16 protein-coding genes are annotated in these 16,037 nt (G+C 61.7%); 10 read left to right on the top strand and 6 right to left on the bottom strand.

Annotated elements, in window-relative coordinates:
• The first annotated feature begins 26 nt into the window (after window positions 1-26).
• The gene (locus IE061_RS10810) at window positions 27-923 is read left to right on the top strand and encodes a MurR/RpiR family transcriptional regulator (protein WP_144982587.1); all 897 of its coding nucleotides are present in this window, start codon (window positions 27-29) and stop codon (window positions 921-923) included.
• 21 nt (window positions 924-944) lie between these two features.
• On the opposite strand, the gene IE061_RS10805 is transcribed toward IE061_RS10810, so the two are convergent.
• Window positions 945-1,922 carry an NADPH:quinone reductase gene (locus IE061_RS10805; RefSeq protein WP_193461598.1) on the bottom strand — a complete coding sequence of 326 codons (978 nt, stop codon included), beginning with the start codon at window positions 1,920-1,922 and terminating at the stop codon, window positions 945-947.
• 244 nt (window positions 1,923-2,166) lie between these two features.
• Between IE061_RS10805 and IE061_RS10800 the strand changes: the two genes are divergently transcribed.
• Complete coding sequence (locus IE061_RS10800) at window positions 2,167-2,931, top strand: glycerophosphodiester phosphodiesterase family protein (RefSeq protein ID WP_096923095.1); 765 nt, start codon at window positions 2,167-2,169, stop codon at window positions 2,929-2,931.
• 2 nt (window positions 2,932-2,933) lie between these two features.
• Window positions 2,934-3,794, top strand: a complete 861-nt coding sequence (gene nfo, locus IE061_RS10795; RefSeq protein WP_193461597.1) for a deoxyribonuclease IV — start codon at window positions 2,934-2,936, stop codon at window positions 3,792-3,794.
• On the opposite strand, the gene IE061_RS10790 is transcribed toward nfo, so the two are convergent.
• Window positions 3,764-4,351 carry a helix-turn-helix domain-containing protein gene (locus tag IE061_RS10790; RefSeq protein ID WP_039178328.1) on the bottom strand — a complete coding sequence of 196 codons (588 nt, stop codon included), beginning with the start codon at window positions 4,349-4,351 and terminating at the stop codon, window positions 3,764-3,766. The two genes, nfo and IE061_RS10790, sit on opposite strands and share 31 nt — an antisense overlap.
• 147 nt (window positions 4,352-4,498) lie before the next feature.
• On the opposite strand from IE061_RS10790, the gene IE061_RS10785 reads away from it, so the two are divergent.
• On the top strand, window positions 4,499-5,725 hold the full coding sequence (locus IE061_RS10785; RefSeq protein WP_308429530.1) for a benzoate/H(+) symporter BenE family transporter: 1,227 nt from the start codon (window positions 4,499-4,501) through the stop codon (window positions 5,723-5,725).
• 57 nt (window positions 5,726-5,782) lie between these two features.
• Here IE061_RS10785 and IE061_RS10780 read toward each other — a convergent pair whose 3' ends face one another.
• Window positions 5,783-6,232 carry a hypothetical protein gene (locus IE061_RS10780; protein ID WP_193461596.1) on the bottom strand — a complete coding sequence of 150 codons (450 nt, stop codon included), beginning with the start codon at window positions 6,230-6,232 and terminating at the stop codon, window positions 5,783-5,785.
• Window positions 6,233-6,483: 251 nt separating this feature from the next.
• On the opposite strand from IE061_RS10780, the gene IE061_RS10775 reads away from it, so the two are divergent.
• Together IE061_RS10775 and IE061_RS10770 are read left to right on the top strand one after the other, a co-directional pair.
• The gene (locus tag IE061_RS10775; protein ID WP_193461595.1) at window positions 6,484-8,214 is read left to right on the top strand and encodes a proline--tRNA ligase; all 1,731 of its coding nucleotides are present in this window, start codon (window positions 6,484-6,486) and stop codon (window positions 8,212-8,214) included.
• Window positions 8,215-8,224: 10 nt separating this feature from the next.
• Window positions 8,225-8,785 carry a transglycosylase SLT domain-containing protein gene (locus IE061_RS10770; RefSeq protein ID WP_193461594.1) on the top strand — a complete coding sequence of 187 codons (561 nt, stop codon included), beginning with the start codon at window positions 8,225-8,227 and terminating at the stop codon, window positions 8,783-8,785.
• A gap of 4 nt (window positions 8,786-8,789) precedes the next feature.
• On the opposite strand, the gene IE061_RS10765 is transcribed toward IE061_RS10770, so the two are convergent.
• Both IE061_RS10765 and IE061_RS10760 read right to left on the bottom strand, forming a co-directional pair.
• On the bottom strand, window positions 8,790-10,019 hold the full coding sequence (locus IE061_RS10765; protein ID WP_193461593.1) for a PqqD family protein: 1,230 nt from the start codon (window positions 10,017-10,019) through the stop codon (window positions 8,790-8,792).
• Between the two features lie 6 nt (window positions 10,020-10,025).
• Window positions 10,026-10,367: a hypothetical protein gene (locus IE061_RS10760; protein WP_193461592.1), complete on the bottom strand. Its 342-nt coding sequence runs from the start codon at window positions 10,365-10,367 to the stop codon at window positions 10,026-10,028.
• Between the two features lie 219 nt (window positions 10,368-10,586).
• Between IE061_RS10760 and IE061_RS10755 the strand changes: the two genes are divergently transcribed.
• Genes IE061_RS10755 through IE061_RS10740 form a run of 4 tightly spaced genes read left to right on the top strand, consistent with a single transcriptional unit; the run spans window position 10,587 to window position 14,958 of the window.
• Window positions 10,587-11,264: a cupredoxin domain-containing protein gene (locus IE061_RS10755; protein WP_189464265.1), complete on the top strand. Its 678-nt coding sequence runs from the start codon at window positions 10,587-10,589 to the stop codon at window positions 11,262-11,264.
• A gap of 32 nt (window positions 11,265-11,296) precedes the next feature.
• Window positions 11,297-13,591 (top strand): putative bifunctional diguanylate cyclase/phosphodiesterase, encoded by a 2,295-nt coding sequence (locus IE061_RS10750; protein ID WP_193461591.1) that lies wholly within the window; start codon window positions 11,297-11,299, stop codon window positions 13,589-13,591.
• Between the two features lie 14 nt (window positions 13,592-13,605).
• Window positions 13,606-14,463, top strand: coding sequence for a DUF3034 family protein (locus IE061_RS10745; protein ID WP_039178354.1), 858 nt, complete (start codon window positions 13,606-13,608; stop codon window positions 14,461-14,463).
• Window positions 14,464-14,508: 45 nt separating this feature from the next.
• Window positions 14,509-14,958, top strand: a complete 450-nt coding sequence (locus tag IE061_RS10740) for a group I truncated hemoglobin (protein ID WP_096923104.1) — start codon at window positions 14,509-14,511, stop codon at window positions 14,956-14,958.
• On the opposite strand, the gene IE061_RS10735 is transcribed toward IE061_RS10740, so the two are convergent.
• On the bottom strand, window positions 14,942-16,015 hold the full coding sequence (locus tag IE061_RS10735; protein WP_096923105.1) for a GGDEF domain-containing protein: 1,074 nt from the start codon (window positions 16,013-16,015) through the stop codon (window positions 14,942-14,944). The two genes, IE061_RS10740 and IE061_RS10735, sit on opposite strands and share 17 nt — an antisense overlap.
• Window positions 16,016-16,037: the final 22 nt, after the last annotated feature.

Raw genomic sequence — 16,037 nt, 5'->3', positions numbered from 1 at the left:
TTTCACACTTCACCAAAGAGAGCCCCATGCCTGACCACGCCACCCGCCCTGCGCCCGACCTGGAAAGCGTCCACCGGCAGCTGGCCGAGCACTACGCCAAGCTCAGCCCACAGCTCAAACGGGCGGCCAGCTATGTGTTGGAACACCCGACGGAAATGGCGTTTCAGTCAGTGCGTAAAACGGCCCAGGCCGCGTCGGTGACGCCTTCCACTCTGGTTCGGCTGGCCAAGCGGCTGGGCTTCGAGAGTTACGAGTCGTTTCGGGAGGTTTTTCAATCGGCGGTGCAGGCCGCACCGGTCGAGCTGAGCGGCCGTGCCAGTCGGCTCAAGCAGCAGGTGCGCAACCCGCAAGAGGCGCTGTTCGTGGAGGTGGGTGATGCCGCTTTCGACAACATTGGCAGGCTCTTCACGGCGGATAACCAAGCGCGGGTAAAAGACGCCGCCGAGCGCATACTGGCGGCTCGCCGGGTGGCCGTGATCGGCTTTCGCGATACCTTTGCCTGCGCCTACCACTTTGCCTACGTGGGGCGTATCGCCATGCCCGACGTGACGCTGATTCGCGGACAGGAAGGTGGGCTACTGACGGAGCTGGCGCCCTTCGACGAACAGGACGTGGTGGTGGCTTTCGGCTTCGAGCCTTACTGCGCCGAAACGGTCAAGGCGCTGGAGATTGCCCGCGCCAACGGCGTGCAGGCCATCGTGGTCACCGACACCCTACGCTCACCGCTGGTGCCTGGCGCCAGCGTGACGTTCACCGTCGCCAACGCCACGCCTCACTTCTTTCCGTCGCTGCTCTCGGCCATCACGCTCAGCGAAGCGATTCTGGCCGAGTGCGTGGCCGTCGGCCCCGACCAGCTGGTGGATAACGTGGCCAGCTTCGAGCGGCGCATGCGCCAGCTGGGGGCCTATGTCGACGTGGACTAGCCCCCGGCTCAGGCGAGCGACTCAGGGCAGCAGAATGGTCGAGCCGGTCGTCTTGCGGCTCTGCAGCGCATCCTGGGCCTTGCCTGCTTCCTGCAAGGGGTAGCGGTTGGCGACATCGATGCGAATCTTGCCGCTTTCGATCATGGCGAAGAACTCTTCGCACATCATTTCCAGCCGCTCGCGGGTATCCGCATAGCCGTTCAGGCTGGGGCGCGTGACGAACAGCGCTCCCTTTTGATTCAGGATACCGATATTGACGCCGTCCACCGGGCCAGACGCGTTACCAAAGCTGACCATCAGCGAGCGCGGCTTGAGACAATCCAGCGACATCTCCCAGGTGTCCTTGCCCACGGAGTCGTACACCACATCGCACATTTCACCGTTGGTCAGCTCGCGCACCCGCTCGACGACGTTCTCTTCGGTGTAGTTGATGGTGGCCCAGGCGCCATTGGCCATGGCCAGGTCAGCCTTCTCCTGAGAGCTGACGGTGCCGATCAGCTTCACGCCCAGCGCCTTGGCCCACTGGCAGGCAATCGAGCCCACGCCCCCAGCCGCCGCGTGGAACAGAATGGTCTCGCCGCCCTTGAGCGGCTGGGTTTGACGCAGCAGGTACTGCACCGTCAAGCCTTTCAGCATACTGGCCGCCGCCGTTTCGAAGTCGATGAAATCCGGTAGCTTGACCACCTTGGCCGCGGGCAGCGTGTGCAGCTCGGCGTAGGCGCCCAGCGGGCCCTGGGCATACGCCACGCGGTCACCTACCTTGAGATGCGTGACGCCCTCGCCCACCGCCTCGACGATGCCTGCGCCCTCGGTGCCCAGGCCAGAAGGCATGCTGGGGGCCGGGTACAAGCCCGTGCGGAAATAGATATCGATGAAGTTCAGGCCAACGGCCTTGTTGGCGATACGAACTTCACCGGCAGCCGGTGCGACAGGCTCGACCTCGGCCCACTCGAGTACGTCGGAGCCACCGGTAGTGGAAAATTGAATACGCTTGAACATCAAAAAACTCCTGTGATTGGCGATGGGGTATCGCTTGTTATGAATTATCGTTTGCCGTGAATGATCGCGTTGAGTACCGCTGACCGAAAACGGATGACGGGGACGGCACGGGTCCGCTATCCAACCGCGTCGGGGCGCTGAAATCAAGTCGTCCAACCCTCTGGCCGACACACGCCTGTCACGGGTACATGCTAGACTAAGGGCCATTTTATAACACGCCTGGTCACCACAAGACGGATCGTCCATGACCCACCCTGCCATTGAAGTACCCACCCTGATCGCCCACCGCGGCTACTCTGCGGCCGCCCCCGAAAACACCCTCACCGCCGTGCGCGCCGCTCATCAGGCGGGGGCTCGCTGGGTTGAGCTGGATGTTCAACTGCTGGGGGATGGCACGCCCGTGATCTGGCACGACAGCGATGTGAGCCGCTGTTCGGACGGGCGCGGCGAGCTGGCCAACATGACCTGGCGCCAGGCCCAGGCGCTGGATGTGGGCAGCTGGTTCGGCGACCGCTTTGCGGGGGAACGCATGGCCAGCCTGGAGGCCATGCTGGCGCTGCTGAATGAGCTGGAAATGGGCGTCAATCTGGAAATCAAGGTCAACAAGGGGCGCGACCCCATTGCCCTGGTCGATGCGGTGCTGCCCATGCTGCTGGCAGCGCTACCTGCCGAGCGCTGCATCGTCTCCTCTTTTGACGGGGCCGCACTGGCCCACAGCCGTCGGCATGCGCCCCGAGAAGCTCTCGCCCTGGGCGCGCTTTACGGCAGCTTGCCCAAGGAGTGGCGCACTCAATGTGCCGCCATCGAGGCGTTCAGCATTCACCCCCACTGGCCTAGACTGAAACGCACTCAGGCCGCTGCCATGCGTCGGGATGGCTATCAGGTCCTGTGTTATACCGCCAACGACCCAAGTGCGTTTCAAAGCCGCTGGGCCTGGGGCATCAACAGTGCCATTACCGATGAACCAGCCGCTTTCCAGCGCTATCTCGACAACCGAAAAGAAGGATGACAATGAAGTATCTTGGTGCCCATGTCAGCGCGGCCGGTGGCGCTGATCAGGCCGTGCAGCGCGCGGTGGAGATCGGGGCGACGGCGTTTGCCCTGTTTACCAAAAACCAGCGTCAGTGGCAGGGCAAACCGCTCACTGACGAGGCCATCGCAGCCTTCAAGCAGGCGTGCCGCGTCCATGGCTTCGCGCCAGAGCAGATCCTGCCCCACGACAGCTACCTGATCAATCTGGGGCACCCTGAGGCGGCGGGCCTCGACAAGTCGCGGGCCGCCTTCATCGATGAGATGCAGCGCTGCGAGCAGTTGGGCCTGACGCTGCTGAACTTCCACCCCGGCAGCCATTTGAACAAGATCAGCGAAGCCGACTGCCTGTCGCGCATTGCCGAATCCATCAACCTGGCTCTGGATGCCACTCAGGGCGTGACCGCGGTCATCGAAAACACCGCAGGCCAGGGCACCAACCTGGGCTGGCGCTTCGAACATCTGGCCAGCATCATCGAGCAGGTGGACGACAAGCGCCGGGTCGGCGTTTGCATCGACACCTGCCACGCCTTTGCCGCAGGCTACGACCTGCGCAGCGCCGAGGCAACCCGCGCCACGCTGGACGAACTGGGCAGCGTGGTGGGGTTCGAATATCTGCGCGGCATGCACCTCAACGATGCCAAAAGCGACTTCGCCAGCCGTGTGGATCGGCACCACAGCCTGGGGCAAGGCAACATTGGCCTGGCGGCCTTCACCACGATCATGCAGGATGCGCGCATCGATGGTATTCCCATGATTCTCGAAACCATCGAGCCCGATATCTGGGCCGAAGAGCTGAATTGGCTGCGCGCTCAAGCCCCCGAGGCCGCCCCCGGCAGGTAGTGAATCACATCGTGAAAGCGTAACCGCGACGTACCGTTGTTGCGCATGGCGTGGGGCCGGTCCGCGAAAAAGCGCAGCCCCTCGCCAACGCCCAGGGTTTGCCAGCGCTCGTCGATGCGCAGCTCCATCTCGCCTTCCACCACCACGATGTGCTCCACCACGCCGCTGGCATGGGCGGTGGACTCGCTCATGGCACCCGGGGCCAACTCGATCAGGAACATCTCGAACCCCAGCAGGGGGTCGTAGGGAAACAGCAGGCGTGCCTGCATGCCCGTGCTGTCATCCCCCCACACCGACTCCCACCCATCCCGATGCAGCTCGCCCAGCGCAGGCTTGTCACTGTCGAACAGGGTAGAAAACGACACCCGAAAACCGCTGGCGATCTTCCATAAGGTGGCCACCGTGGGGCTCGACTCCCCACGTTCGATCTGCCCCAGCATCGCCTTGCTGACCCCGGTTTCACTGGCCGCGCGATCGAGGCTCCAGCCCCGCTCCTTGCGCAGCTGCTTCACCGTTCCTGAAATATGCTCGGCAATGGTATGCGGCGTTAAAGCCATGCGACTCTCCTGACGGTCGGGTTCAGATAGCGGGGTTGGTCGAATGGCTATCATGCCAGAAAATGGTTGTGCGTCATAACGCACAATGTTAGCGTGGCCATCCGTGCGCTATAGCGCACGATCAACATAACCACGTGGGAGCCACCCATGGACACGCCAACGACGCTGCCCTCTTCATCATCTGCCTCGCCTCATCTGTGGCGGGACATGAGCCTGTCTACGCTGATTGCCGGTTTCGTCGCCGTCATCATCGGCTATACCAGCTCCGCCGCGATCATTTTTCAGGCCGCCGCCGCTGCGGGCGCCTCCACGGCCCAGATCAGCTCCTGGCTATGGGCGCTGGGCATCGGCATGGGCATCACCTCGCTGGGGCTTTCGCTGCGTTACCGCATGCCGCTGCTGACCGCCTGGTCGACGCCAGGGGCCGCCTTCCTGGCCACCAGCCTGCCGGGAATTCCTATCGAAGAGGCCATCGGCGCGTTTCTGTTTTCGGCGCTGTTGATCACACTGTGCGGTGTCACCGGGCTGTTCGAGCGTTTGATGCGCCATATTCCCGGCGCCATCGCCTCGGCCCTGCTGGCGGGCATTCTGCTGCGTTTCGGGCTGGAGCTGTTCAACGTCATGGAAAGCCAGTGGCTGCTGCCGCTGGCCATGCTGGCCGCCTGGGTTACGGGGCGGCGCTGCTGGCCTTCACTGGCGGTGCCGGGAGTCCTGCTGGTGGGCGTGGGGCTGGCCCTGTGGCAAGGCCAGATCTCGACCCAGCCGATCCCGCTGGCGCCTACGCTGCCGGTCTTTACCGCCCCGGTATTCAACCCGATGACGCTGATCAGCATCGGCATTCCGCTGTTCGTCATCACCATGGCGACCCAGAACCTGCCCGCCGTCGCCGTCTTGCGGGCGGCAGGCTATCGCCCCAACAGCTCACCGCTGATCACCTGGACCGGTGGCGCCACCCTGCTGTTGGCGCCGTTTGGCGGCTATGCGCTCAACATGGCGGCCATCAGTGCAGCGGTATGCCTGGGCCCAGACGCCCATCCCAACCCCAAGCGGCGCTACACCGCCGGAGTGGCTGCCGGAGTCTTCTATATCGCCATGGGCATCTTCGGAGCCACCGTGACCGGGGTGTTCAGCGCCTTGCCCAGCGTTCTGGTCATGGCACTGGCGGGCATTGCCCTGCTGAGCACGCTGGGCACGGGCCTGGCGGGCGCGTTCGAGAAGAGCGAACAGCGCGATGCCGCCATCGTGACCTTCCTGCTCACCGGTTCCGGCGTGACGCTGCTGGGGCTGGGCGGGGCTTTCTGGGGCCTGGTGGCGGGGCTTGTGGTACTCAAGATCGGCACATTCAGCGCCCGCGCGCACCAGAAGGATCGCTAAAAAAACGCCCCGCCATCGTGGATGGCAAGGCGTCTATCGGCCAGCGGTGTACGGTGGTTACATCACCGCTGGTTCCATGTTGGCCAGGCGCTCTTCATCGAACACGCCGGACATGCGCACCATGGCCAGCGCTTCATCCAGGCTGCTCATCTCTTCGATGACCAGCAGCTCGTTCTCCAGCGTTACCGGCTGACCGGCCTTGTCGGACAGCAACTTCTCTAGCGAGGCCACGTCCATGGCATCGTCGAGATGATGAATATCCACGGACGCACTGTTCTCGCTGGGCAGGTAGATAGTGCCGTTGGAGAAGTCCACGGCGTAGGCGATCACGCCCGGCACGATGAAGAACAGCAGGCCAACGCTATTGGCGATGGCGACCACGGGGTCGACATCACCACTCATCTGACCTTTGCGTTCCGGATAGAAAAGCGTACCGCACCCACTCAATGCCACAATGGAGACACCAACGACCGCCCCCGTCAACCAACGGCGCACTGCTTGCTGCATGGAGGTTCCCTCGGAATTTTCAATGTAACGATAGCCATCGTATGAAGTGACACGCTTGTTATAGGCGCAGGTTATCGCGTTACAAAACGGGTCGAGTTTAGCATATTTCGTGCTAAGCACACGCCCTGACGTCGACACAGGATTTTGCCGCCTTCCCCGCTTGGCCGTACAATGCCGCTTTCAACGCTGGATTAAGCGCAACGCGCTTCTCATACTCAGCACCATCGACAACCCAAGGAATGCTCACGCCCATGCGCGCCAGCCAACTATTGATCGCCACCTTGAAAGAAACCCCGGCCGACGCTGAAGTCATCAGCCACCAGTTAATGCTGCGCGCCGGTATGATTCGCCGTCTGACCTCGGGCCTGTATACCTGGCTGCCGCTGGGCCTGCGCACGCTGCGCAAGGTCGAAGCCATCGTGCGTGAAGAGATGAACCGCGCCGGGGCCCAGGAAGTGCTGATGCCCGCCGTACAGCCCGCCGACCTGTGGCAGGAGTCGGGCCGCTGGGAGCAGTACGGTCCCGAGCTGCTGCGCCTGACGGACCGTCACGACCGCGACTACTGCGTGGGCCCCACCCATGAAGAGGTCATCACTGACCTGGTGCGCCGGGAAATTTCCAGCTACAAGCAGCTGCCGGTGAACTTCTACCAGATTCAGACCAAGTTCCGCGACGAAATTCGCCCCCGTTTCGGCGTCATGCGCTCGCGTGAGTTCATCATGAAGGATGCCTACTCCTTCCATCTCGATGAAGCGTCGCTGAAAGAGACCTACCAGGCCATGTACGATGCCTACACGCGCATCTTCACACGTCTGGGCCTCGACTTCCGCCCGGTCATTGCCGATAACGGCTCCATCGGTGGCACCGGCTCCCATGAGTTCCATGTGCTGGCCGACTCCGGCGAAGACGACATCGTCTTCTCCAACGCCTCCGACTACGCCGCCAACATCGAAAAAGCCGAAGCCCTGCCCGCCCCGTTGGGCAGCCAGGTAGAGCGCAGCGCGCCCAGCGAAGAGATGCGTCTGGTCGACACTCCCGATGCCAAGACCATTGCCGCCCTGGTCGAACAGTTCAACCTGCCTATCGAAAAGACCCTCAAGACGCTGATGGTCCACGCCGCAGAAGGTGGCCTGATTGCTCTGCTGGTGCGTGGCGATCACGCGCTGAACGAGGTCAAGGCGGAGAACCTGCCGCAGGTCAAGGCGCCCCTGACCATGGCCAGCGAAGAAGAGATTCGTGCAGCGGTAGGAGCCGGCCCGGGCTCACTGGGCCCCGTGGGCCTTGACATGCCGATCATCATCGACCGCAGCGTGGCGCTGATGAGCGACTTCGGCGCGGGCGCCAACGTCGATGGCAAGCACTACTTCGGCATCAACTGGGAGCGTGACGCCCCCCTGCCCCAGGTTGCCGACCTGCGCAGCGTGGTAGAGGGCGATCCCTCGCCGGATGGTCAGGGCACCCTGCTGATCAAACGCGGTATCGAAGTGGGTCATGTGTTCCAGCTGGGCCAGAAGTACTCCCAGGCCATGAATGCCAGCGTACTGGGCGACAGCGGCAAGACCAGCCACCCGTTCATGGGCTGCTACGGCATTGGCGTGACCCGTGTGGTTGCCGCTGCCATCGAGCAGAACCACGACGATGCAGGCATCATCTGGCCCAACGCCATCGCGCCTTTCCAGGTAGCGCTGGTGCCCATGAACGCCCACAAATCTCAGCGGGTGCGTGAAGAGTCTGAGCGCCTCTACCAGGCACTCACGGCGGCAGGTCTGGACGTGCTGCTGGATGACCGCGACACTCGTCCCGGCGTCAAGTTCGCCGACCTGGAACTGATGGGCGTGCCGCACCGCCTGGTGATCGGCGACCGTGGCCTGGACAACGGCGAGCTGGAGTACAAGGGCCGCCGCGACAGCGACGCCACCATGGTGCCCGCCGACACGATCGTCGAGTTCCTGCGTGACAAAGCGGGCCTGGCACAGGGCTGATCGCCCCCTCATGCTGCACGGCCTGGTGCGAGCCCTGATCCTGGGGCTCGCAGTGATGGGACTCAGCAGCGCCCTCACGGTAAACGCAACGGAGCCCCCGCTGCGTTCGACCCTCGATGCGGCCGCGCTGCAAACGCCCTATCACCAGTGGCACCTCCAACAGTGGCGCACCCGTCAGGATGCGCCACTGTCGCGTTTCATGAATGACCCAGACATGCGGATGGCCTTGCTGACACGGGTGTATCAGGAGGCCCATCTGGCCGGCCTGCCCCCCGACCTCGTGCTGGCGCTGATTCAGGTAGAGAGCGCCTTCAAGACAGATGCCGTTTCTTCGGCGGGGGCCGTTGGGCTGATGCAGATCATGCCCTTCTGGGTCGCCGAGCTGGGCCTGCCCATGGACGACCTGACCGAACCCAACCGAAATCTGCGCTACGGCAGCACCATTCTGGCTCATTATCTTGCCGTTGAGCGGGGTGACTTCACCCGCGCTCTGGCTCGCTACAACGGCAGTCTCGGGCAAACCTGGTACCCCGAGCGGGTATTGAAGGCCTGGCGCGACCATTGGCGTTAGCCGGTCACTCAGTCACCCTGTCAACCTCTGCTTCAACACTGTGCAGCAAGCCCGCCTTGGCCAGATTGGCCAGCAACTGTGCCACGTCACGCGTTACCTGCAGCAGCGACGCCCCTTCGAAGAACGCCACGAGCGTCTCACTCAATTCCTGCAGGTTCATCGGCTCATGCTGCAATAGAGCCCATACTGCGCGGCTGGTCGCGTTCATTCGATGAATATCACCCCCGTTCTGGCCAATCACGAACAGCTCATCGCCCAGCGACCACTCGAAGGCCGCCGGGCTGGTGTGCCAGTAGCGGGCGTCGTCCAAGGGCAGCGCAGGCACCTCCGCCCGTTCAGCACTTGCCACCGATTGCCCCTGCTGCCGATCTGCAGAGAACGGCTGACCCTCCCAGCGCTGTGCCAGCCACAGGGCTGCCTCATAAGCATCCGAGTATCGCAGCAGAAAGCACGGTAGCCGCTGCAGTAGCGGCAGGAAGCGATCCATCAGCGCCTGATCCGACTCGTGCTCGGCAAAGTTCTGTTGCAACAACTGCCATAGGCCATCGCCGGGCTGCAAGCGTGTCAGTTGGGGGGCCGTCAACGTGGGGTCTCGGTCGATCAGCAGCACGGCCCCCAGCGGGGAGCGGTCGCCATGGGCTGCCAGTTGGGAACTCGACAAGTTCAGATAACCGTAACGGTCGTCGAAAGGACCAAGATGGCAGGCCACGAAGTGCTGAAAATCTACCGACAAGGCCTCCGGGACCGGTAACCGCAAACGCGGCGCCACGCCAAGCGCGATGCCTTCACCTTCAGGATTGAGCGCCAGCACATCATCCCCGAACACACGGCAGCCTGCGGCAGCAAATGCCGAGGTCAAGGTGCTTTTTCCAGCACGGTGGGCATCGGGAAAAATCACCAACTGGCCGTTGAGCTCCACCGAGCCACAATGCAAGCCCACCAGCTCAGGGTGGCGATGCAGGAACGCCCCGGCCAAATCGGCGACGACGCTACAGGCAGTGCCGACATCAGTGTCCAACAAGGCACCTTGGGGCAGCGCGGGAGCTTCCTGCCAGTAGCCGTCGGGATGCTGCCAAACGCAGATTTCGGGGGCTTCCGGCAACGCCGAGCAGCGTTCGATGGGCCAGCCTGGCATCGCCTGCTGCAACACGGGCAAGAGCTCCTCCGCCTCTACCAGGCGCAGGCAGGGGCCGATACTGGTCAGATGGTAGTCGTGCTCATTAGGGATGGCCATGATCGGTTACCACCTGGGCAGCACGCGACTAAGGCGGATTTCAATGACGCCATCACGCTCCCAGCGGGATCGATGCGGGCGTGAATAGCCAGCCCGGCGACGATCATAGGGACGGTAGTAACGCTCATCACGATGAGCATGATGCCTGTGCCGAGGGCGTGAATAGCTGGGGCGAGAATAGCTGAGCCGCGAGCGGCTGTGACGTGAGCGGCGACCACGCGCTTCCGCCTGTCCCATCGACAGGAACGTAGGGGCGACATAAAGCGCTGCGGCACCCAGCCCAAGGCTGGCCAGTACCTGGCGGCGCGAGCGGCGCTTCTGCAACACCTCTTCGGTTTCATGGGACATGGTGGTTCTCCTCGTCAAGATGATCTTCAAGTTAACGAACACTGTTTCTCAAATTACTCTAGCCAAGGCGACCCACCGACACCAGATACCCATACCGACTTCCCCATTGTTTACTCTTTTTTACCTTTCAGGGTTTTATCGTTAGAGCAAAAACATGACTTTTCAACATAATAAATACATCATAAGGCCATTTCCCTGACCCCACTTAGGTAGCCCCCCATGCCTGCATTGCGTCAATTTGCGAGAACCCGCACTTTTGCCTGGCCACTTGGCATTGCCGCGTCGCTGTGCAGCTTTTCAGTCTTCGCAGCCAGTGTCAGCGTCACCGACACTCAAGGCGCGCCGTTGGAAGATGCCGTGGTCGAGATCTATATCGATGGGGCAACGTTACCGGCAGCCACCGAAAAAAATATCGTGCAGCGCAATGCCGCCTTCAACCCTACCGTCACCACGATCCCGGTAGGCAGCCATGTCGCTTTCCCCAATGAGGACACGACTCGACATCACGTATTCTCGTTTTCACCCGCCAAGGTCTTCGACCTGGAGCTGTTTCTGAGCGAAACACCGCCACCCGTTCACTTCGACCAGCCAGGGGTCGTGGTACTCGGCTGCAATATCCATGACCAGATGCAGGCGTTTATTGTGGTCAGCGAAGCACCCTATGTAGGCATGACCGATAGTGCGGGCAAGCTCGATCTGAGCGACCTCCCAGCAGGTGACCATCGTATTCGAGTCTGGCACCGTCGCATGGATGACAGCCAGAATGTATGGTGGGAAGGCAGCATCAGCGACGCCGACGACCTGATGGTCAGTCTGGAGCTTAACGCCCTGACCCCGGAGCCTCCCGAGCTGTCACCGCTACAGCAGCGTTTTCGTAATGCGACTCACACTCACTGAACGCTGCCAAGCAGCGATGAAACGAGGTTGAAATGCGCTTTCGCACGCGCTTGACCCTGGTTCTGCTGACCGTAGTGATCGTCTCCCAGCTCGCTACGGGCGTGGCTTTCTTGCGCGCTACCCAAAACGATGCCCTGGCAAAAGGCAATCAGCGTTTGGAGGTCGGCGCACGCGTCTTCGAGCAGTTCCTGGAGATTCGCGGTGACCAATTGCGGGACAACGTTGCGATTCTGACCGACGACTTTGGCTTCAAGAGTGCCGTGGCAACCCAGGATACGGCCACCCTCTATTCCGTGTTGGGAAATCATGGCGACCGTGCCCAGGCGGACATGGTGCTGCTGAGCAATTTGAACGGCGAGGTCCTGGCCAGCAGCCATCACGATCAGGACAGCGCCATGCCGTTTCCTGAACTGTTCGATCGCGCCCAGCAAAGCGGCAGCGGCGTGGGCGTCGTGATCGATCAGGGCCAGCCCTATGAGTTTGCACTGCTGCCCGTGCGTGCGCCCAACCTTATCGGCTGGGTAGGCATGGGCTTTCTGATCGATGAAGACGTTACTCAGGAGATCAACACGCTGACCGGCCTGGACGTGAGCGTCGTCACCTACGATGCCGCAGGCGAGCTTAGCTACCTGGCCAGCTCAAGGCCCGGGGGAGCCGAGCAAGCGCTGAACTTGGCAGGCGACCACCGTTACCTGGCCTACTCATCGGCGCTGCTATCCACCGAGCAATATCAATCCCACGTATTGATTCAGCTCTCTCGTGATGAGCTGCTGAGCGCCTATAGTCGGCTGCAGTGGCAATTGTTCGGTATCGTCGTATTGATGCTGCTGCTCACATTGGCAGCCGCGCTGTGGAGCGCTCGCAGTATCAGCCAGCCGCTGATTGCGCTGGCCCAGGCCGCTCAGCGCATTGGCCGTGGAGAACGGATGGCGCTGCCCAAAGAGGGCTCGGTGGCCGAAACTCAACAGCTGGCCAGCACGCTCTACTCGATGCAGGAAGCCATCGCCAAGCGGGAGGCCACCCTGCTGCATCAGTCTCGTCATGACCGTTTGACGAACTTGCCCAACCGGCTCAGTGCCGTCGAAGACATCGAGCAGCTCGTTGCCAGAGCGCGTCCCTTCACGTTACTGCGTTTTTCGATCAACGATTTTCGTGACATCAACGATACCTTCGGGTACGAGCTGGGGGACCATTTGCTGGTTGCCCTGGCGCACCGTTTACAGCAGTTGCCTGAACCTATTCACAAGGCCTATCGGCTGGATGGGGACGAGCTGATGCTGCTGATTCGACAGGCGCACTTCATCGAGGCACAGCGGGAAGAGATGATGACGCTGATCAGCGAGCCGATTCGCCTGGATCAGTCCATGATCGTACCTTCCCTCTCTGCCGGTGAGGTCAGCTACCCAGAACACGGCAATAGCGCCCGCTTGCTGCTGCGCCGTTCAGACATCGCCCTGGATCAGGCACGCCGACACCGCCACAGCCACAAGCGCTACCAGGATGGACAAGACGAGCAGCATCTGCGCCAGCTCATGCTGATCCGAGACCTGCAGGAAGCCGTGGATAAAAACGAGCTGTGGATGGCCTATCAACCCAAAGTGGATACCTCCACTGGCCGTGTCTGCCAATTCGAGGCACTGATGCGCTGGCGCCATCCTACGCTGGGCTTCGTGCCGCCGGATGAGTTCATCGAACTGGCCGAGCGCTCAGGCAACATCGGCCTGCTGTCGGACTGGATGCTGATCCATGTCTGCGAGCAACTGCAGCGCTGGAAACACGCGGGGCATCACCTCTCGGTGGCTATCAACCTGTCGGCCAGCGATGTCATCGATAGCGATCTCGCCTTGCACATCCAGGACCTGATGGAGAGCTACGGACTGACACCTGACCAACTGGCCGTAGAGGTCACCGAAAGCGCGGTCATGCAGGATGTCGAAGCTGCCACGCGTACGCTGCTGGCACTCAGCGACATGGGCTTGAAAATTGCGGTGGACGATTACGGCACGGGCTACTCGTCACTGGCTCAGCTCAAACGCTTGCCCGTGAATGAACTCAAGATCGACAAGTCCTTCGTGCTCAAGCTCGATACCCAGGAGGAGGATCAGACCATCGTGCGCTCGACCATCGAGATGGGCCACAACCTGGGGGTGCGTATTGTCGCGGAGGGCGTCGAAAACCTCGCCAGCGCAGCGCTGCTCAAGCAATTACACTGTGACTACCTGCAAGGCTACTGGATATCCAGACCCATGCCGGCCCAGGACGTTGCCCCCTGGCTGGAGGCCTTCGAGCCGATCAACTTTGCCGCTCCTCTGACGCAAGCACACTAAAAAAAGGGAACACCATGCGTAAAGCGCACTTACTCAAACGGCCCCTGTGGGTGGCGGCCACCGCCCTCAGTGCGCTGCTGCTGGCCAACTCGGCCACGGCAGGCAGCCGTATCATGGGCACCGGAGCGGTCACCGCCATCGAAGGGGCAGCAGGCGGCGGGCTTTCCCCATGGGCGGTGCTCGCCAGCACGGCCAGTGACGATGAAGTGGGCGTCACTGCCGCCGTGACACGAGCGTGGCTGGATGATTATCGCCTGACCGTGACCGGCGCCAACATCAACATTCATGACCGTGTGGAGGTCTCGATTGCCCGTCAACGCTTCGAACTGACGACCCTTGGCGGCGAACTGGAACAGGCCATCTACGGCGCCAAGGTGCGTTTATGGGGCGACGTGCTGTATCACCCGTGGGGTATCTGGAGCGCTGGCGTCATGCACAAGCGCCTGGACGATGGCACTGTGCCCACCGCACTGGGGGCTTATGACACGAGCGGGACCGAAGCGTACCTGAGCGCCAGCAAGCTGCTGTTCAACGCCGTGCTGGGCCGGAATGTGTTGCTCAATGGCACCCTGCGCAACACCTCCGCCAACCAGGGCGGACTGCTCGGTTTTGGCGGCGACCAGGGCGGACGATCCTGGATGGCAGAAGGGAGCGTCGGCGTGTTCATCACGCCCAACTGGATCATCGGCACCGAATACCGACAAAAACCTGACAACCTGAGCGTGGCCGACGAAGAGGATTGGCAAAGCATCTATAGCGCCTACTTCTTCAACAAGCACGTTTCCTTGACGGGGGCATGGCTGGACCTGGGCGACATCGCCGGTCTGCCTTCTCAGCGCGGTGGCTATCTCTCGTTACAGGCGGCGTTTTAACGCGGCTTCGGCCCATGAACCAGCCCTTCATTTTCAGGAGTCGACATGAGTAACCGCCACTTGGCCATCCGCAATACGCTGATCATTGGAGTCCTGTCAGGGCTCCTGCTCACTGGTTGCGCCCATCAGCAGCCATCCACCACGTTATACGAACGCGTCGGCGGGCAGGCCAGCCTGGAAAACGTCGTGGAAAACCTGCTGTATCGTATCGCCGATGACGCCGATATCGTCGGCTATTTTGCCAATAGCAACATCGATTTGTTCGCGGCGTCCTTGGTCACTCAGCTATGTGACATCAGCGATGGCCCTTGCCAGTACGAAGGCCCGCCCATGGATCGTGCTCACCAGACCATGGGCATCACCGATGCTCACTTCAACCGAGTAGTAGAGTACTTGAACGAGGCCATGATAGAGGAAGGGATACCGCTAGCCGCACGTAACGACATGCTGGGCCGCCTGGCGCCCATGTATGCCGACGTCATGCGCCTGCAGTAATCTGCCAGCCATCACGTCCGGCGGTCTTGACCTGGTACAGGGCTTTATCCGCCGCTTCGTAGGCACCGGCAAAGGCCGTTGCCATGGCAATGAAACGCGTGGCGCCCACGCTAAGCGTCACGCGCTTTTTATCCGGGTGAGCGGGATGCGGGTACTCGGCCGCATCGAGCGCCGCCTGAAGCGCTTCGCACTGCTGTGCCAGTACGCTATTGGAAGGGCACGGTAGCAACGCCGCAAACTCATCGCCTCCCAATCGATAAAGCTGGGCCGTCGGCCCCAGCGCCTGCTCGATCATGCTTGCCAGTTGGCGCAACAGTCGGTCGCCCTGAGGATGCCCCAGCGCATCGTTGTACTGCTTGAAAAAATCGATGTCGATCAAGATCAGTCCCAGCGACTCACCCTCGCGACTCACCACGTCCTGATGCAGTGCACTGCGATTACCGATCCCCGTGAGCGGGTCGCGCATGGCGCGGGCCATCCAAGCCAGCTTTTCGGCAGTGGCGTGTTCCGTCTGACGTAGCTGCCGCTCATGCATCGCCCAAAACCCTAGACCCAGCACGAAGATCAGCAGACTGGAGTAGGTCAACACCTGGTTGTGGCGACGGGTGCTTTCGGAAAAATCATTGATCGCCATACCGCGCCGATCCAACTGGTGCATTTCGATACGCGTCAGGCAATCGACGGCGATGAATAGCGCGTGGGCCGCGTCGATGGGTTCGATCTGCTGTTGTTCCAGGCGTTCGGTCATCTCGTCGACCAGTGCCAAGCTGGGCAGGGTACAGGAGTAGTTCTGACGGTATACACTGACATCGAAAAGCCCATAGGCAAGATCCAGCGCATGGTTGGCCTCGCTGATCTCCAGCGGCGACGTCGCCACCAGCAGCGACTCTTGGGCGCTCTGCACGTAGCCTCTCGCCCGAGTCGCCAGCTGCTGTCCGGTCAGGCTGCCGGTCTGGCTGAAGTAGGCCTGGATTTCCGGGTAGACCCAACGAGACTCATAGACGATCAATACCATCAGGCCCATGAAGCTCATCAAGCTCAAGGAGAGCCACGTCATGTAGCGGGGGCGACGCTTTGGC

The sequence above is a fragment of the Vreelandella hamiltonii genome (genome assembly GCF_014651795.1).
Classification (GTDB): domain Bacteria; phylum Pseudomonadota; class Gammaproteobacteria; order Pseudomonadales; family Halomonadaceae; genus Vreelandella; species Vreelandella hamiltonii.
The sequence above is the reverse complement of the archived record's forward strand: the minus strand, read 5'-3'. Positions and strand labels throughout refer to the sequence as shown.